General features: G+C 53.3%; 15 protein-coding genes. 7 read left to right on the forward strand and 8 right to left on the reverse strand.

Going from position 1 to position 19,034, the window contains the following annotated elements; translation table 11 throughout:
* The first annotated feature begins 142 nt into the window (after positions 1-142).
* Complete coding sequence (locus ACFPOF_RS18280) at positions 143-7,399, forward strand: S-layer homology domain-containing protein (RefSeq protein ID WP_378135210.1); 7,257 nt, start codon at positions 143-145, stop codon at positions 7,397-7,399.
* Between the two features lie 281 nt (positions 7,400-7,680).
* Positions 7,681-8,133, forward strand: coding sequence for a VOC family protein (locus ACFPOF_RS18285; protein ID WP_378135212.1), 453 nt, complete (start codon positions 7,681-7,683; stop codon positions 8,131-8,133).
* 88 nt (positions 8,134-8,221) lie between these two features.
* Here the strand turns inward: ACFPOF_RS18285 and ACFPOF_RS18290 are convergent, their stop codons facing one another.
* The 6 genes from ACFPOF_RS18290 to ACFPOF_RS18315 are packed head-to-tail and all read right to left on the reverse strand — an operon-like array spanning position 8,222 to position 13,344.
* Positions 8,222-8,656, reverse strand: a complete 435-nt coding sequence (locus ACFPOF_RS18290) for a DUF6326 family protein (RefSeq protein WP_378135214.1) — start codon at positions 8,654-8,656, stop codon at positions 8,222-8,224.
* Positions 8,657-8,694: 38 nt separating this feature from the next.
* The gene (locus ACFPOF_RS18295) at positions 8,695-9,411 is read right to left on the reverse strand and encodes a response regulator transcription factor (RefSeq protein WP_378135216.1); all 717 of its coding nucleotides are present in this window, start codon (positions 9,409-9,411) and stop codon (positions 8,695-8,697) included.
* A gap of 17 nt (positions 9,412-9,428) precedes the next feature.
* Entirely contained in the window at positions 9,429-10,895 is a 1,467-nt protein-coding gene (locus tag ACFPOF_RS18300) for a sensor histidine kinase (RefSeq protein WP_378135218.1), read from the reverse strand.
* Positions 10,896-10,898: 3 nt separating this feature from the next.
* On the reverse strand, positions 10,899-11,624 hold the full coding sequence (locus tag ACFPOF_RS18305; RefSeq protein WP_378135220.1) for an ABC transporter permease: 726 nt from the start codon (positions 11,622-11,624) through the stop codon (positions 10,899-10,901).
* Positions 11,621-12,343 (reverse strand): ABC transporter ATP-binding protein, encoded by a 723-nt coding sequence (locus ACFPOF_RS18310; protein ID WP_378135222.1) that lies wholly within the window; start codon positions 12,341-12,343, stop codon positions 11,621-11,623. Before ACFPOF_RS18310 ends, ACFPOF_RS18305 begins: the two co-directional genes overlap by 4 nt.
* 29 nt (positions 12,344-12,372) lie before the next feature.
* Positions 12,373-13,344, reverse strand: a complete 972-nt coding sequence (locus tag ACFPOF_RS18315; protein WP_378135224.1) for a hypothetical protein — start codon at positions 13,342-13,344, stop codon at positions 12,373-12,375.
* 499 nt (positions 13,345-13,843) lie between these two features.
* On the opposite strand from ACFPOF_RS18315, the gene ACFPOF_RS18320 reads away from it, so the two are divergent.
* The 3 genes from ACFPOF_RS18320 to ACFPOF_RS18330 all read left to right on the forward strand — a co-directional run bounded on the left by ACFPOF_RS18320 (position 13,844) and on the right by ACFPOF_RS18330 (position 15,389).
* Entirely contained in the window at positions 13,844-14,293 is a 450-nt protein-coding gene (locus ACFPOF_RS18320; protein ID WP_378135226.1) for a HEAT repeat domain-containing protein, read from the forward strand.
* A 27-nt stretch (positions 14,294-14,320) separates the two neighbouring features.
* Complete coding sequence (locus ACFPOF_RS18325) at positions 14,321-14,632, forward strand: hypothetical protein (protein ID WP_378135228.1); 312 nt, start codon at positions 14,321-14,323, stop codon at positions 14,630-14,632.
* A gap of 178 nt (positions 14,633-14,810) precedes the next feature.
* On the forward strand, positions 14,811-15,389 hold the full coding sequence (locus ACFPOF_RS18330; RefSeq protein WP_378135230.1) for an NADPH-dependent FMN reductase: 579 nt from the start codon (positions 14,811-14,813) through the stop codon (positions 15,387-15,389).
* Here the strand turns inward: ACFPOF_RS18330 and ACFPOF_RS18335 are convergent.
* Both ACFPOF_RS18335 and ACFPOF_RS18340 read right to left on the reverse strand, forming a co-directional pair.
* Positions 15,325-15,483, reverse strand: coding sequence for a helix-turn-helix domain-containing protein (locus ACFPOF_RS18335; protein ID WP_378135232.1), 159 nt, complete (start codon positions 15,481-15,483; stop codon positions 15,325-15,327). The two genes, ACFPOF_RS18330 and ACFPOF_RS18335, sit on opposite strands and share 65 nt — an antisense overlap.
* 111 nt (positions 15,484-15,594) lie before the next feature.
* Entirely contained in the window at positions 15,595-16,722 is a 1,128-nt protein-coding gene (locus tag ACFPOF_RS18340; protein WP_378135234.1) for an ROK family transcriptional regulator, read from the reverse strand.
* A 213-nt stretch (positions 16,723-16,935) separates the two neighbouring features.
* On the opposite strand from ACFPOF_RS18340, the gene ACFPOF_RS18345 reads away from it, so the two are divergent.
* Positions 16,936-18,132 carry a hypothetical protein gene (locus ACFPOF_RS18345; RefSeq protein ID WP_378135236.1) on the forward strand — a complete coding sequence of 399 codons (1,197 nt, stop codon included), beginning with the start codon at positions 16,936-16,938 and terminating at the stop codon, positions 18,130-18,132.
* Positions 18,133-18,143: 11 nt separating this feature from the next.
* On the forward strand, positions 18,144-19,013 hold the full coding sequence (locus tag ACFPOF_RS18350) for a sugar phosphate isomerase/epimerase family protein (RefSeq protein ID WP_378135238.1): 870 nt from the start codon (positions 18,144-18,146) through the stop codon (positions 19,011-19,013).
* Positions 19,014-19,034 lie beyond the last annotated feature (21 nt).

Consider the following 19,034-nt stretch of genomic DNA (forward strand, 5'->3'; position numbering starts at 1 on the left):
AACTCGGCTCTATTTTTTTTGTCAGGAGGTCCGTCTAAAACTTGTTTATCCAGTTTACCGCTATTTTACCGGAGGACTCTATACTGATAAACGACCGTATTCGACATTCTATTTAAGTTGGACAAGGAGGACTAAGCTCGAAATGAAAACGAAGAAGATTTTCTTAAGCCTCGTACTTATCGCATGCATGTTAGCATCCTCGTTAGGCGCGGCATCGGCGGCGCCGAAGACGTCGGATATCGAGGGTTCGTGGGCGGAAGCCACTTTGCGTGAATGGCTTTCAAAGGGGTGGCTGAGCGGGTATTCAGATGGAACCGTGAAACCGAACGGCGAGGTGACGAGGGGAGAATTCGTCTCGCTGATCAACCGGGCGTTCGGGTTTACGGAGCAGGCCTCCGTTCAGTTCGCCGATCTGAAGAAGACGGACTGGGTATACGATCAGATCGCGAAAGCAGTCAAAGCAGGTTATATCAAAGGATACGCCGACGGCACGATCCGGGCGGGCAAGAAAGTAAGCCGCGAGGAGTCGGCTGTTATGCTGGCTAATCTTATCAAGCTCGATATGACGAGCGGGAATGCGTCCAAGTTTGCGGATTCGGGTTCAATTGCCGCTTGGAGCAAAGGCGCCGTGGGCGCGATTTCGGACAAGAAGATCATGAATGGGTATGCCGACGGCACGTTTAAGCCAAGGGCATCGATTACGCGAGCGGAAACGGTCGTCGCGATCGACAATGCGCTTAAAGCGGCGAAAGGAAATGCTTCTTCGGGCGAAAATGTCAGCTATGATCAAGCGGGCACTTACGGCCCGGACTCCGGTACGAGCGTCGTTCGCGGCAACGTTACGGTTTCCGTCGCAGGCGTTACCTTGCGGAATCTTGTCGTCGAAGGCGATTTGATTTTGGGACAAGGGATCGGCAACGGCGACGTGACGATCAAAGGCGTTAAAGTTTTAGGGAAAACGATCGTAAATGGAGGGGGAGCAAATTCCGTTCATTTCGTCGATTCCGTATTGGTTACGGTAGAAGTGAACAAGAAGGACGGTACAGTGAGAATCGTAGCGGAAGGCTCCACGACCGTGCAAACCGTCATCCTGAAATCGTCGGCGAAAGTAGAAGAAAACGGGGCAACAGGCTCTGCATTCGCCGACGTGCAATTATCAGCGGAGCTTCCCCAAGGCTCTGTTGTCACGCTATTAGGAAACTTCAATTCGGTCGATATGATGGCGCAATCGGTTAAAGTCGATATTCCGCAAGGCACGATCGAAAAGCTGCACGTGGGTAAAGGCAGCGCGGATACGATCATTGACGTTAAAGCGGATGCGAAGATCGTGTGGCTCGTTCTCGATGCGGTAACGAACATGCTAGGACTCGGCAAGATCGAGAGGGCGACGATTAATGATCATGCAGGCGGCTCATCGTTCGAGAAGAAGCCGGATGCAGTGGACGGAAATCAGAAAGATAACGTGAAGATAACGGCTCAGCCTTCCGTAAGCGGCGGCGGAGGCGGAGGCGGAGGTGGCGGTGGCGGCCCTGCGGGTCCATTCATACCAAACGCGCCGAACGTAAGCTTGGCAGCGGGCACTTTGGCGGATCGGACGAAACTTACCGGATTGACCACGGGAGTCGATTATGAATACGTGTTGGATTCCAATGCAGTCCTGACAGGGAATGCGGCGGCATGGTCAACGGCAGTCGCTTTTACGGCGAGCGGAACGGAGAAGGATAACATCGATCAGGGGATGAACGCTTATATCCATGTGCGGACCAAAGCAACGGCTGCGATTCCCGCTTCGGCAGTTAAGGACGTGGCAATCAACGCGGCTAACGTGTCGGCAGCGAGCGCGCCGACGAGCGGTGTTACTTACAACGTTGCGGCCGGTACCGTAACCGGATTGGGATCGATCTATGAATATAGCCTTAACGGGGGCGCGTATAGCACGACGGCAACGGGAGTTACGTTTGTGGAAGGAACGGTACAGGTTCGAGTCAGAGCCACGGCAACCAAACCGGCATCGCTGCCTCAAACGATAGGGACGATCGCAACGCCTGCCGCGCCGAACGTCGCATTGGCCGCGGGAACGGCGGCTGACCGGACGAAGCTGACCGGGTTGGTCGATGGGACTGTCTATGAGTACGTGCTGGATTCCAATGCTACGCTGGCAGGGGATGCGGCGGCATGGTCCACGGCAGTCGCTTTTACGGCGAGCGGAACGGAACAGGATAACATCGATCCGGGCGCGAGCGAGTACATCCATGTCAGAACGGCGGTCACCTCATCTGCATTCGCCTCGGAGGTCACGGACGTGGCGATCGTCGCGGCCAATGTGTCGGCAGCGAGCGCGCCGACGAGCGGTGTGACTTATGACGTTGCGGCCGGAACCGTAAACGGATTAGGATCAATCTATGAATACAGCCTTAACGGCGGCGCGTATAGCACGATGGCAACGGGAGTTACGTTTGTGGAAGGCACGGTTGAAGTTCGCGTAAAAGCAACGGCAACCAAGCCGGCATCGTTGCCTCAAACGATAGGGACTATCGCAACGCCTGCCGCGCCGAACGTGGCGTTGGCCGCGGGAACGGCGGCTGACAGGACGAAGCTGACCGGTTTGACCGCAGGAGTCATGTATGAATATGTGCTGGACTCCAATGCGACTCTGGCAGGGGATGGGGCCGCATGGTCCACGGCAGTCACTTTCATGGCAAGCGGAACGGAACAGGATAACATCGATCCGGGGACGAACACTCATATTCACGTGAGAACGGCAATTTCATCTTTGGCATTCGCCTCGGAGGTCACGGACGTGGCGATCGTCGCGGCCAACGTGTCGGCAGCGAGCGCGCCGACAAGCACCGTGACTTACGATGTGGCGGCAGGTACCGTAACCGGACTGGGATCGATCTACGAATACAGCCTTAACGGCGGCGCGTACAGTACGACGGACACAGGGATTGCTTTTGTTGAAGGAACGGTTGAAGTTCGCGTAAAAGCTACGATAACGAAACCGGCATCGTTGCCTCAAACGATAGGGACGATCGCAACGCCTGCCGCGCCGAACGTGACGTTAGCAGCGGGAACGGCGGCTGACCGGACGAAGCTGACCGGTTTGACCGCAGGAGTCATGTATGAATATGTGCTGGGCTCCAATGCTACGCTGGCAGGGGATGGGGCCGCATGGTCAACGGCAGTCACTTTTACGGCGAGCGGAACGGAACAGGATAACATCGATCCGGGGACGAACACTCATATCCATGTACGAGTGAAAACAACGTCTGAAAATCTTCCATCTGCAGTGAGGGACATCGCGATCGTCGCGGCCAACGTATCGGCAGCGAGCGCGCCGACGAGCACCGTGACTTATGACGTTGCGGCAGGAACCGTAACCGGACTGGGATCGATCTATGAATATAGCCTTAACGGAGGCGCGTATAGCACGACGGTAACAGGGATTGCTTTTGTTGAAGGAACGGTTGAAGTTCGCATAAAAGCTACGGCAACCAAACCGGCATCGCTGCCTCAAATGATAGGGACGATCGCAACTCCCGCCGCGCCGAACGTGGCGTTAGCCGCGGGAACGGCGGCTGACCGGACGAAGCTGACCGGTTTGACCAATGGGGTCGTTTATGAATACGTGCTGGATTCCAATGCTACGCTGGCAGGGGATGCGGCCGCATGGTCAACGGCAGTCGCTTTCACGGCAAGCGGAACGGTAAAGGATAACATCGATCCGAGCATGAATGGTTATATCCATGTGCGGACAAAAGCAACGGTTGCAGATCTTCCATCTACGGTAAAGGACGTATCAATTGTTGCGTCTAACGTGTCGGCAGCGAGCGCGCCGACAAGCGGTGTGACTTATAACGTTGCGGCAGGAACCGTAACCGGATTGGGATCAATCTATGAATACAGCCTTAACGGCGGCGCGTATAGCACGACGGCAACGGGAGTTACGTTTGTGGAAGGAACGATTGAAGTTCGCATAAAAGCTACGGCAACCAAGCCGGCATCGTTGCCTCAAACGATAGGGACGATCGCAACGCCTGCCGCGCCGAACGTGGCGTTAGCCGCGGGAACGGCGGCCGACCGGACGAAGCTGACCGGTTTGACCAATGGGGTCGTTTATGAATACGTGCTGGATTCCAATGCTACACTGGCAGGGAATGCGGCCGCATGGTCCACGGCAGTCACCTTTACGGCGAGCGGAACGGAACAGGATAACATCGATCCGGGTGCGAGCGAGTACATCCATGTCAGAATGGCGGTCACCTCGTCGGCATTCGCCTCGGAGGTCACGGACGTGGCGATCGTCGCGGCCAACGTGTCGGCAGCTAGCGCGCCAACGAGCGGCGTGACTTACGATGTGGCGGCAGGAACCGTAACCGGATTGGGATCAATCTATGAATACAGCCTTAACGGAGGCGCGTATAGCACGACGGTAACAGGGATTGCTTTTGTTGAAGGAACGGTTGAAGTTCGCGTAAAAGCCACGGCAACGAAGCCGGCATCGCTGCCTCAAACGATAGGAACGATCGCAACCCCCGCCGCGCCGAACGTGGCGTTGGCCGCAGGGACATCAGCGGACCGGACAAAGCTGACCGGATTGACCGCAGGAGTCATGTATGAATATGTGCTGGACTCCAATGCGACTCTGGCAGAGAATGCGGCCGCATGGTCAACGGCAGTCACTTTCATGGCAAGCGGAACGGTACAGGATAACATCGATCCGAGCGTGAATGGTTATATCCATGTGCGGACAAAAGCAACGGCTGCAGATCTTCCATCTGCAGTGAAGGACATCGCGATCGTCGCGGCCAACGTATCGGCAGCGAGCGCGCCGACGAGCGGTGTTACTTACAACGTTGCGGCCGGTACCGTAACCGGACTGGGATCGATCTATGAATACAGTCTGGGCGGCGGTGCTTATAGCACGACGGTAACAGGGATTGCTTTTGTTGAAGGAACGGTTGAAGTTCGCGTAAAAGCCACGGCAACCAAACCGGCATCGCTGCCTCAAACGATAGGGACGATCGCAATCCCTGCCGCGCCGAACGTGGCGTTGGCCGCAGGAACGGCGGCCGACCGGACGAAGCTGACCGGGTTGACCAATGGGGTCGTTTATGAATACGTGCTGGATTCCAATACTACGCTGGCAGGGAATGCGGCCGCATGGTCAACGGCAGTCGCTACCACGGCAAGCGGAACGGTACAGGATAACATCGATCCGAGCATGAATGGTTATATCCATGTGCGGACCAAAGCAACGGCTGCAGATCTTCCATCTGCGGTAAAGGACGTATCAATTGTTGCGTCTAACGTGTCGGCAGCTAGCGCGCCGACGAGCGGCGTGACTTATAACGTTGCGGCAGGAACCGTAACCGGACTGGGATCGATCTATGAATACAGCCTTAATGGCGGCGCGTATAGCACGACGGCAACGGGAGTTACTTTTGTGGAAGGAACGATTGAAGTTCGCGTAAAAGCTACGGCAACCAAGCCGGCATCGCTGCCTCAAACGATAGGAACGATCGCAACCCCCGCCGCGCCGAACGTGGCGTTAGCCGCGGGAACGGCGGCCGACCGGACGAAGCTGACCGGTTTGACCAATGGGGTCGTTTATGAATACGTGCTGGATTCCAATGCTACGCTGGCAGAGAATGCGGCCGCATGGTCCACGGCAGTCACCTTTACGGCGAGCGGAACGGAGAAGGATAACATCGATCCTGGTGCGAGCGAGTACATCCATGTCAGAATGGCGGTCACCTCGTCGGCATTCGCCTCGGAGGTCACGGACGTGGCGATCGTCGCGGCCAACGTGTCGGCAGCTAGCGCGCCGACGAGCGGCGTGACTTATGACGTTGCGGCAGGAACCGTAACCGGACTGGGATCGATCTATGAATACAGCCTTAACGGCGGCGCGTACAGCACAGCAGCAACAGGGGTTGCTTTTGTTGAAGGAACGGTTGAAGTTCGCGTAAAAGCTACGGCAACGAAGCCGGCATCGCTGCCTCAAACGTTAGGTACGATTGCAACGCCTGCCGCGCCGACGAGCGGGGTGACCTATGACATTGTTCAAGGTACGGTGACAGGACTCGGCTCGATCTACGAATACAGCCTTAACGGAGGCGCATACGACACCCGAACAAGCAATATCACTTTTATCGCCGGAAGCGTCGAGGTGCGCTTGAAGGCAACTGCCGCATCGTTGCCATCGCTGCCTGAGAATATCGGTACCATTGCGGCGGCTGGCCAACCGGTCGTCGACTTGGCCGAAGGAACGAATCCTGATCGAACGAAGCTGACCGGGCTGAACAATGGAATCACCTATGAATACGTGATGGATAACCAGCCTGCTTTGCCTGGAAACGATGCGGCTTGGATGACCGCGCAAACTTTCACGGCCAACGGTACGACGTACGATAATATCGATCCGGGGACGTATACGTATATTCATGTCAGAGTGAAGATCAGTGGATTGGCCTTTGCCTCCGATCCCGCGGACGTGGCAATCGTTCCGGCTAAAGTATCGCCTGCCGCCGCGCCGAACAGCGGAGTCACCTATGACATTGCCAATGGAACGGTGACCGGTCTCGGAGATTTATATGAATATCGTATTAACGGAGGTACCTATCAAACTTTGGACAGCAATGTCCAATTCGAAGCCGGAATCGTGGAGGTTCGGGTGGCGGCATCAGACACGAAGCCAGCCTCGCTGCCACAGACGATCGGTACGATAACGACCGCGTCATCGGCTCCGACGAGCGGAGTCACGTATAACATCGCCTTGGGAACCGTGACGGGACTCGGAAGCCAGTATGAATATCGCCTTGGCGGCGGCGCATATCAAACCTTGACCAGCGGCGTTACATTTGTAGCAGGAGCAGTGGAAGTCCGCATTCGGGCAACGGCTTCGGTGCTACCGTCGGAGCCCGAAATTATCGGCACGATCGCTCCGGCAGCCCCTGCGCCGATAAGCGGGGTTACCTATAATGTGGCCAATAGATCGGTAAGCGGTCTTAACGGCATCTATGAATACAGCCTTGGCGGAGGCAGTTATGGCACGTTGGCAACAGGCGTAAATTTCGTCCCGGGAGTTGTTCAAGTTCGTATACCGGCGACGGCGACGGTACTGGCATCCGAGCCTGAAGTGATCGGCAACATTATGCCGGTCGCCGCTGCCCCGCATTTCACCACCTATGGGGGGCCTAATTCAACCATCATTTTGTCCGGTTCGACAACCGCAATGGAGTATTCTACCGATCAAGGGGCAACTTACGTGGACGTTCCGACAAATAACTGGGCGTTTCCCCAAACCTGGCAGGACCTCAGGATCAGAGTCAAAGCAACGGCGACTGAGTTCGCATCCATGCCTAACATTCTATTTGAAGGTGTCTATGAAGGATAAATGAATTGATTGAGGTTAACCGCCCTCCATCACTAACGGTGGAGGGCGGTTTCATGTAATTCTGCCTTTAACCATCCCGAGTAGACAAACCCAAGCGCTGCAAGTCCTTGAACGATCCATAATGCGATATTCATCGATGATGCCAACCTCCTGATTCCTTATTTACGATTTCTAGGGATATAATAGGTTAGGAATCGGGGGAGTTCGATGGGGGAGTAAAGCGAATCGTACGGAATGAAACGGTGGTAACCTTACTTTGTACACACGAGGAGATAAAATCGATGGCAGAAAACAAATTACTAAGAATGGACAATGTCGGCATCGTTGTAGAATCGCTTGATAACGCAATTTCTTTCTTCGAGGAGATTGGCTTGAAGCTCGAAGGGCGAGGCACTGTGGAAGGGGAATGGGCTGGTCGCGTAACCGGACTGGGCTCACAGTGTGTAGAGATTGCTATGATGGTTACCCCGGATGGCCACAGCCGACTTGAACTTTCACGATTTCTCACCCCGCCTATGATATCAGATCACCGGACTGCCCCTGTAAACGCCCTCGGTTATCTACGCGTCATGTTCACCGTAGAAGACATTGACGAGATGGTATCCAGACTTACGAATCATGGTGCTCAGCTCGTTGGCGAAATCGTTCAGTACGAGAATTCGTATCGGCTCTGCTACATTCGTGGAACGGAAGGACTTCTAGTCGGATTGGCGGAACAACTGGGGAACAATTAAAAAAGACTGCCGAAACAATCTCGACAGCCTGCATATTTTCGTACTTTTGAACTTTTTCAGTGGCCCCTTAGTCCCGCTATTATTATTTCTATTTGGCCAACGAAGAAGGCCATTTCCATGCATACCAGATAATTAGACAAAGAAGAGAGACTTCTACAACAGCGCCAAACACCATGTGCACCCAAGCCTCTCCTGCCAAATTAAACAAAGTATAGGGAATATACACCGCGGCAATAATGATATTTGCCCAGCGACTTACTTTTGCCGGCAGGGCAACAGAAAGGAATATCATAAGAGCTGGAATTGTTACCGAAATCAGTGCTATCAATAGAAAGACATATGAAATGTCAAATGTAAATATTTTTCCTGCCATAATACCTTCTATTTTGCCCGGCATATATAAGGCGAAATAATCAACATAAATATAGAGAAACATAAAACTCGCCCACAGCGTAGCAATCTTCAGTTTCGAACTGACTTTGATGTCTTCCAGTGCATTTTGTGCTTTATTTTGTGCATTCATATTAATCTCCATTCATAAATTAAAAGTTGGAAAACCGTTCACACCTTAAACCGATACCCCGCGCCCCATACCGTCTCGATAAACTGGTGCTTCGCCGGGTCCTTCTGAATTTTGTCGCGGATCTTCCCGACGTGGACCGTGACCGTGGCGGAATCCCCGAAGTTATCGATTCCCCACACTTTATCCAGAAGTTCCTCCTTGGAATGGACCCGATCCGGATTTTCCGCGAGGAAGAGCATCAGGTCGAATTCTTTGGCGGTCATCGTGATCTCTTGCCCGTTCAGCGTGACCCGTCTGGCATCGACCTGAATCGCAAGTTCGCGAATGTTCAGCTGGCGCATCTTCCGGATAGATGAAGAACCGGCGCCTGCCGCGGCCCCGGTCAATCGGTCATACCGTTCAAGATGCGCCTTCACCCTCGCCACGAGTTCTGACGGGCTGAACGGCTTCGTTACGTAATCGTCCGCGCCTAAGCCGAGTCCCCGGATCTTATCGATATCTTCCTTGCGGGCGGACACCATCAGCACCGGAATGAACTTCGTCTCGCGAACCCGCCGCAGAATGTCGAAGCCATCCATACCCGGCAGCATGACGTCTAGAATAATAAGATCGTACGCTTGCTCCAACGCTTCTTCCAGCGCTTGTCGGCCGTCCGCCCGAAGGGTCACCTCATAGCCATGAGCCTCAAGGAAATCCCGTTCCAGCTCGGCGATCGCTTGATCGTCCTCGACGATTAACACTTTCCGCTTCGTCATCCTCTTACTCTCTCCCGTCACGATCGAGACTCATTCATCGGTATCGTAAACATCACCGTCATCGATTGCCCAAGCTCGCTTCTTGCGGTAATCGTCCCGCCATGAACCTCGACGATTTGCTTCACGATGGCTAAACCTAACCCAGAGCCGGCCACGTTCTGATTCCGATTGGCATCCGCCCGATAGAAACGGTCGAAAATCTGTTCTAACTCGCTCTGCTCCATGCCGGGACCGTTATCCCTCACCACGATAACCCACGACCCCGATTGCCGACCGAAATACACATGGATATGCGGTTCCTTCTTATCCATAAACTTCACCGAGTTGCCGACTATGTTCAAGATGGCCCGCTTGATCTTCTGGGCATCCATCGTCGCGGCAGCATCCGATCCGGCCTCGTATTCGCTCGTCAACCGTATGCCTGCCCTCTCATATTCGATGGACAGCTCGCTCATCGTCTGCCGATAGAAATCCTCTAGCGACACCGTATCGAAGTGGAACTTTTCTTGCTCGAGATCCAGCTTTGACAGCAGGAACAGGTCGTCAATCATCCGGTCCATGTCGAGCGTCTTCATATAAATAACGTCGATATACTTCCTCAGTTTCTCCGGATCGTTCGCGATACCCACCCGAATCCCCTCGACATATCCCTTAATCGAGGTAAGCGGCGTCTTCAGATCATGCGAAATGTTCGAGATCAGCTCTTTGCGGTTCTCCTCCAGCGCCAGTTGCGCGCCGATCGATTGCCGGAGCTCGCTGCGCATTCTCTCGTACGAGCGAATCACGCTGCCTACTTCGTTGCTCACCTTCGATTGCAGGCTAAAGTTCAGGTCCCCCTCCGCGATACGACGGGAACCTTGTTCAAGCTGTCGCAGAGGTCTGACGATGTCCTTCGTCGTAATCCAGATCAGCGGGACAATAATGATCCCAAATAAGATCCCTATGCCAAGCAGCACAAAAAACGGGAAACGGCCGCCCTTCGTCCACATCTCCGTCACGTCGATGACGAGGTAATAAGTTAAGGGATCGTCGATTGCCGGAAAATCGTACCGCAGCGCGAGCAATTCGCGTCCTTCCCACGAACTCACCGTGAACGCGCCTTCCGCATGTTTTCGCGGCTTCGAAAAGTCCTTCCGCAACTGCACAAGGAACGCATCCTCTTCCTTGAGCGCGCCATAACTTTCCCATCGCTCGCCTTCTTGGACGACAAGGAACCCCCCGAACGGCTGCAGTTGGTTCCCTAGCAAGCTCGCGAATGCGGGGGAGACCAGCTCCTCAGGTTTATACCGCTCCGCATAGCGCAAGTCCACGATCACATCGATGCCCCGCTCCAACGCCTCGCGCGGGGTTTGATCCTTCGCGATGCCGCTCCCGAAATACCAAACGATCCCCGTGACGAGTCCGACCCCCGTCACCGCGACGATCGCTGCGGTCAGCAAAATGCCTATAATAAACGTTAAAATGAGCTTCAGTCGAATAGACATCTATTAGATCTCTTTTCTTTGGAAGGCTAACAAGCCCAATATAGTGCCAATGATATAGTAGGCTATTATAAATAGCAATGCCGAGATCGACGCGCCGAGATCGCCTGAATACAGAAGCGGCTGCACCCAGTCCGTGTAGTCGGTGACGAGGAAACGGCTCAACTGCGGTTCGAGCAAGCCCACAACGCCCATCGCCATCCACAGCACAACGCTTACCAACAGCCCGACTCCGCCGCTCCCCGTCCATAAGGCCACGCAGTTAACCAGCACCACCAGTAATCCGCAGAAAAGAATCGCAGCGCCGAGCTCAGCAAAATTCGCGCCCAACTCGGAGAGTGCAGGCACTCCCTGGAGTACCAGGCTTCCGATCAACGTCGGCGTGAACACGCTTAGTACGATCAACGCCCCGGCGGTCCATCCTGCGAGCATTTTCCCTATGAAGAGGGACTCTCGGCTGACCGGCAGCTTCAGCGCATGCTTGATCGTACGGTCCTTAAATTCGCCGACCATAAGGTCGCTCCCTAACGATACCATGAATAAAGGGAACACGATCGCAAGCAACAGTTCCAGCGCGGTTGACGGGAGGTTATGGTCCAGCCCGATACGGTCGCCGATGAAGACGAAGAAGACGCCGATCAAGAAGGCGAGCAGCAGCAGCACCTTCAGCTTCCCTCCGCGGAGCAGCTTACGCAGCTCTTCGCCCGTGAGATAGTTCAATTGCGCGATCATGCTACCCCGCTCCTTTCCTGCCCGATACCGTGCAAATAGTATTCTTCTACGCTAGGAAACGATTCCCGAATCTGTGCGACGCTCGCGGTACCGACATGCCGCCCTTCGAAGACGATGCATGCATGCGTGATCCAATCCTCGATGTCGCGCACCTGATGCGACGAGACGATGATGCTCATCCCCGTCTCGGCTACGAGATTGCGCAATATCGCGGCCATCTCCCGCCGACCCTCGATGTCCATGCCCGAGAACGGTTCGTCGAGCAGAAGCAGCTTCGGCCGGTGGAGCAGCGCGCTAGCGAGTTCGATCCGCTGTTTCATGCCGGTGGAGTACTTCTTGATCTTAAGCCCGTGGTACTTCGACATTCCCACAAGGTCTATCGTCTGCCGAATACGCGCTTCGTCGATGCCCGGGTACAGCTTATGATAGAGTCTCAAATACTCGTAACCCGTGAGATAGGAGTACGGCGTCGGCTCGCCGATCATCAAGCCCATGTGCTGCCTTGTCAGCTCGGGATGGTCGGCGACGCTGGCTCCATTCAATCGCGCATTCCCGCCGTCGCTCTCGAGCCACCCGGCCATCGCTTGCAGTGCTGTCGTCTTCCCGGCGCCGTTCGGCCCCAATAAGGCGACAACCTCACCGGGAAGTACGGTGAGATTGAGCCCTTGGATACCGCGGCCGCCGGGGTAGACCTTCGATAGATCGTTCACTTCGAACATAAGACAGGTCCCCCCCCGCTATCGTGATGTTAGTCGCGATCTTCGAACGTTGCCGCGTCGATGATTTCGGTTTTCTTGCCGGCAGGGCCGTATACGTCCGGCGTCGTAGCGTTAAGGCCGCTGACGTCTCCCGCGCCCTCAATCTCCACCGTGTGGGCGACGCCCGCTTCATCCTTGCCGCTTACTTCAAGCTCGCCTTGCACGTTCTGAAGCTCGTTGTTCGCATCCACCGTGAACTGGAGCTTTACGTGCTTAATCGCGAAGTCCTTCGTCAGCTTCGGCATTTGCTCTTCGAAGTTGATATCCTTAAGTCCTTGGAAGAAAGGCAGTTGCTTGATCCGCTCCCATTCGGCAGGTACTTCCCCCGTATGCTTGCGCTCAGCTCTGTCTTTAGACTCTGCCACGTCCATTAGCAGGCGAATCGGAAGCGGAATATCTTTCTCGTCAATGTCCGCCGTAATCGTCTTCGAGCCGTCCGCATGGTTCGCCACGCTGAAGTTATTCTTGAGGTCGCCGACGATGAAGTCGAGGAGCACTTCTTCCGCTTTGCTCATCGAGCGGTCATGGGAGTCGTCCTGGTGGGACCGCATGCGGTGCTTGCCGGCGTTCTCCTCGTCAATGTTAATCACCTGGTAGTTCAGATCGTGCGTGCGGTCGACCATATAGATGCTTTCATCGCCGTTGCTGTACAAGCTGCCGCTGCGCGCTACACCCATGAGGGTGAAGTCGAAGTCGCTGCTCACGATGTGTCCGTTTTCTGCGTCCTCCACCTTCGCCTTACCTTCCGCGGCCAACACCGACTTGCCGTCTACCGTCACGGTGAAGTTCCCGTTCATCGTCGCGCTCTCGATCGCATTGCCCGACAATTGGTTCGCCTTCAGCACCTCTTTGAACGCGTTGTACCCCTCCGTATTCGGGGTGTACGCGAACGCCGTCGCCGTAAACAACGTAACCGCAGCAACAGCCCCGCCGATCATCAACCATTGGTTTCTCTTTTTCATTTCAATCTCGCTCCTTTAATGTTGTATCGTTTCTCTCTTGCTTACAACCTTAGTCTAAAGGAGGAGTCTAAACTCCCTCGAAACCAATTCGAAAATATTTCTAAAATGTGGTTTTCGAAGTGCGAAAAATTCGCAAGCCGAACAAAAAGTTTGATCGAGAAGTTGAAAGTGGTTTGGGATTTGAAATAAGAAAGGTAAAGCGATTGAAGCGAAAGAATTTATTGCCCCGCTGCCCACTCTTGGACGGCGGGGTTTTCTTTTCAATCGTGTTGACATGTCCATCATTGCGCTAGATGGAATGACGGCTTCACGCTAAATATTAAGGGTCGGCTCTACTTGCTTTTAAGAAGAGTTAAGAATAGTTCTCCACTAGCTGCCGAGTTGTTCGTTGACCAGGCATGCTATAATGAAGTGAAACAAGGCTCATGAAGATAATTCATTCATATTAGAGTGATCAAGAATGCGCTAACGAATATAAGAAAAGGATATGATAGTAAGTATGAGCAATGTTGAAATAGGAAATGAGCTGCCTTCCAATTATGAGAAGCTCAAAGCAGCCGCCAATCGGACGTCGAATTGGAAAGAACGTTTAGCAGCTGTGGAAGAGTTAGGTCAATGGAAACATGTTAAAGTGATTGACGTTCTTAAGCATCGTTTGAACAACGACCTCGTGTATACTGTACAAGAGGCAGCTTTCTTCAAACTCCAACAACTTGGAGAGGACGTACAACTGCCGCCGAGGAGGCAAGGGGAACCGATTCATGGAGTTACAAAAATTCTAGTAAGAATTAAAAAGAGCTTGCCGGCAGGCCATACCTTTGAGGAGTTCAAAGAGAAACTCAAGAAGATGAGGCTCGATCTATACGATACCTACGAAGGTGTTAAAGGTGCTGATTTTGATCAGTGGCTTGAAAGTAAGTGGGCTGAATTATCGATCAGGCAGGTTTAAATCAAAAATTAGTCTAGGAGTGGTTGTTTGAGAAAGAATAAACCGTTATCGTTCGATGAACTGTTGAAGGAATTGCAGGGGCAGAAAACAATTCAAGAAGATCCCAACTTTATTCCGCTTGTGCAACTTTTTAATGAGACGTTTATGAAGAAGCATTCGAAAATGAATAGCTTCGCGGAGTTTTTGACGAAGGGGAATTTTCAAGTGGAAACACGAGAAGATATTCTGAACATTCCTGACGAACTGTTTGATCGGCATGTTGCCAGAGAGACGGATTTCGCAAGTTGGGATGCTATGCTAGAGACGGCGACTAAAGAGTTTGAAGAGAAAGTCAAATAACGATGATAAGTGGTGCGCTCCACACAAGTGGAGTGTATTTAATTATGCAGACAACTTGATTTGCTTCTGAAAGGCACGGTATTGTTCTTCCGTGTCTTTTTACGTTTCAGTTGACTATAACACTAATGTCATGCTTTATCATGTCCGTATAACCGTTATTGGAATTGGAGGTTGTTGGATGAAAAAGGAAATCAAAGTTTTGGCTATTTCGGGAAGTCTTCGTCAAAAGTCGTCCAATTCAGCGTTAGTGAATGCCATTATCGCATTAGCTCCGGAAAACATGAAATTTACCATTTATGGCGAGCTGGGTGAGCTTCCGCATTTTAACCCTGATCTCGATGTTGAGGAAGGACCTGCTCCGGTTGAAGGACTAAGGACACAGCTTAAGGATGCAGACGGTGTGCTTATTTGTACACCGGAATACGGGAACGGCGTGCCTGGCGTTCTGAAAAACGCCTTGGACTGGGTCGTATCCTCAGGTGAGTTTATGAACAAACCTACAGCGGTAATCAGTGCGTCGCCATCACCTATGGGCGGTGATAAAGCACATGCTTCGTTGTTGCTTACGCTTAATATGATCCACGCGGAGATTGTAGATGGAGGAACGCTTATGATCCCGCACATCACTTTGAAACTGAATAAAGAAGGCGTTATCACGAATCCTGAAACGAAGCAAGAATTACAATCCGTGCTCAAGGGGCTTGAACAGGCTTGCTATAAAAATAGGACTCATTCTCATAACCCACCTGGAATATAATGTCGCTCACGTTCATATTGGAGTTTTCAAGTAACATGGCAGCCTTTTTCATCCTGAGTTCGTTGATATAATCTGCGATAAGATCTGCGACCATTTCCTCCGCTTTTTTTGTTTCCCACCATCTTTTCGGTTGATTTCATTGGTTTAGTAAATATGGAAATTTAATGCTTCAATGCATAGCTGAACAGTCCCCGGCGAATCGATACTACAGGGTTTGGATCAGGCGGCTTTTCGCTAACGCCAGCGCGCCGATGATGCCTTGCCGGGGACCGAATGACGTTCGATCCAGTTGCAGCGTCAAGGTCGAGAAGCGGTTGGCCCGAAGCGTTATGGTCCGCTTCGTCTCGTCCAGCAGCAGCGGCATGACGTCGAACATCGGTCCGCCGATATAAATCGTTTCCGGATTGAACAGATTGACGACATTACTCAGGGCGATGCCCAATGCCTGGCCGGCGTTGAGGCACACATCGATGGCGATCTTGTCGTTGAGCCGGTAGGCGTCGGCAAGGCGACCGGAGCCGCCTCTTCCGTGAAAGTCCTTTTCCAGCATGGGGAACGTCAGAATGTTTTCCAGACAACCGTAGTTGCCGCACCTGCAGCGCGAGCCGTTGGGGTCGGCTGTAATGTGGCCAAGCAGCCCGGCCGTATTGTTGACGCCCCGAAGCAGCCTGCGGTCGATCATGATGCCTGCGGCGATGCCGTAGCCGACCTGGACAACGATGAAATCGCCAATGTCGCGGGCTTGGCCCGCCATCTGCTCGGCGAGCGCCATTGTGCGGCCGCTTTCATCGAGAAATACGGGACAATGGTACCGTTCGTTCAGCAGGGAAACGAGGTTGAGGTTGTCCCAATGTTCGGCGTTCGGCATATTCAGCACAGTCATCTGCGCGGCGTCAACGATCCCCGTAATACCGATGCCAATGGCGTCGATGGCGGTTCCATCCGCATCGCATAAAGCCAGAAACTCATCTATTTTGCGCAGCAGCGCTTCCCCTCGTTGCTCCTCGGGCGTCAGTTCCTCCATGAGGCATTCATGCGTATGCAGCAGCTCCAAGCCGTTATCGGCCAGGGAAAAACGGACGGCATGCCCACCGATATCGATGCCCATATACGTAAATTTGTGCGGGTGGGCATATAAAAGCACTTCTTTTCTCCCCATTCCGCTGCTAACCCGTTCTCCTTCCATAATCAAGCCTTGTTCCAAGAAATTTTTGGTCACGTTAGTAATCGTACCTTGCGTCAAACTCAAAGATTCGGCGATTTTCTTGCGCGACCACCCTTGCCCGAAGCTGATCAGCTCCAAAATTTGTTTCTCCGATGAATTCAGTGTCATAGGTTGAAATCCTTTCCGAAAATACAGCGATACTATTGATTATACACGTTTTGTGCATGCATTAATTTATTTTCACAACTATTGTCAGGGGATTTGCATTGCTTACACAACTTTCCTAGCCTAATAATTTTAAAAATAAATTTTCAAACAAAAATATCTATGATATAATTCAAATTATAAATTAATTATGCAACGAGTCAGAGGAGTGGCGCTGTGGGTGATATGCTGAAGGCTTCATTCGGTAAGGTTAAGATTACCCCGGAAGAGATGGTTCCGTTGCAGGGATACGACCCGGAGCTTTATGTCGCCGACCCGGAGACCGATATTTTGGACGATCTGTACGCCAGGATTGCGGTGTTGGATGACGGACGGCGCCGGAGCGTAATCGTCAGCATTGACGCCTGTTTGACGAACGAGCAGTTCGTCGCGGTACGCGACGGATCCGGCCGGAGGTTGATTTACAAAGGGTTTTCCAACACGTTTCCTGCCGGTACGAGACGGTCGTGGGCGGAAGCGGCGAAGACGGCGGAATCTTACGTCACGGTGCATGCCACGCATACGCACAGCGCACCGGTTCACTTCGGCGAGAAATATACTTCGCGCATCTACGACAAAATCCAGGAACTGTCGCAAGCCCTTGTTCCGGTGAAGATGACCGTCGGCACCGGCACGTGCAGCCTGGCTGTCTGTCGACGGCCCAACTTGACGGCAAACGACAAAATTCCGATCGATAAAACGCTGCATGTCGTAGTTTTCGAATCGATGCAAGGGGAGCCGCTCGCCAGCATCGTCAATTGCGCGGTGCACCCCACCGTGCTTTGGAACAAGGCGAACCGGGTCAGCTCGGAATTTGTCGGACTGGCGATGGGTGAACTAGAGGCGGCCCATGGGGGCGGATTCGTTTCTTTGTTTCTGCAAGGCTTCACGGGAGATGTCGGGCCGTTGGAATGCGGACCTTCGATGGGAACGACAGAAGATACCTACCCGCTCGTGAAACAATATGCGCAACAGCTTTATCTTGATGCGACCGCTGCTATGCATAATAGGGCCGAGATGAGCTCCGTCCCGCTGAATACGTTGCAGAAGAATGTTCCACTGCCTGCCGCGGACGAATACCATCGTACCGATGTGGACGTTACGCTGCTGGGCGTTCGCATCGGAGACTTGGCGCTGCTAGCGGTAACCGGCGAAATTTTTAACGGTTACGTCGGACCGATCAGGCAAAGCTCTCCATTTCAGACGACATTGTTTTCCTGCGTTGCTAACGGATATACCGGTTATTTGCCGACGTATGAGGCGTTTCATGATGGCCTGAGCGGTTACGAAATGTTCACTACGCCTTTTAGCGATCAGGCTTGCGGTCTATTTGCGTCGGCTTGCAACGATCTGCTGAAAGCGTTGAAGGAATAGAGGAGGAAGAGATGTTGAGCAAGCATGCATTTCAAGGGAAAATAGCGGTTCATGCGATCACGTGGGGCGATCGCCATCTGCAGGCGATGGAAGAAGCGGCGCAGCTTGGCTACCGGGCGATCGAACCATGGCCATCGTTCGGGCTGCAGTATGAAGAGCGTACCGACGAATTGCGGGAAATTTTGCAGCGTTACGGACTTGTCATGAGCGCCTTGTACGGCGGAGCTTCCGGGGAGAACGGCCGCAGGTTCGCCGATCCGGCCCAGCGGCAAAGCATTGTCGATTACAACGTTCGTTTGGCCCGGGTGATCGCCGGGTGCGGGGCAGGGCATCTCGTATTCGGTCCCGGAGGACCGAGACTGGGCAAAGCAACGCCGGAAGAGCTTAAAGTTGCGGCCGAAACGATTAACGAAGCGGCCAAACGCACGCTGGAGCTGGGCGTCAAATCTTGCCTCCATCCGCATCTGTGGACGGAACTGCAGGATGGGGACGAACTTGATGCGCTTATGGAGCTGTGCGATCCGGAAGCGGTGTTCCTGGCCCCCGACACAGCGCACTTGACGGGAGCTGGCATCGACCCGGCCTCGGTCATCCGGCGCTACAAGGAGCGGGTCGCTTATGTCCATCTTAAGGATTTGACGCCGGAGGGGGCGACACGGGAGGATTTCCCGATGATGATGGGCAACGAGGCGCTCCCGGTATTTTGCGAGTTGGGGCTTGGTCAGATCAACTTCCATCCGGTGATCGATGCGTTGAACGAAATTGGCTACACAGGTTGGTTAACAGTGGAAATCGACCAATCGACGAGTACGCCATACAACAGTCTAGAAATCTGCCGTGATTTTGTGGAGCGCAAGCTCGGCATCCCGATCCGGCATTGACGAATGAAATGAACGAGGAGG

Origin of the sequence: Cohnella soli, assembly GCF_042655525.1 — a bacterium.
GTDB classification, from domain to species: Bacteria; Bacillota; Bacilli; order Paenibacillales; family Paenibacillaceae; genus Cohnella; species Cohnella soli.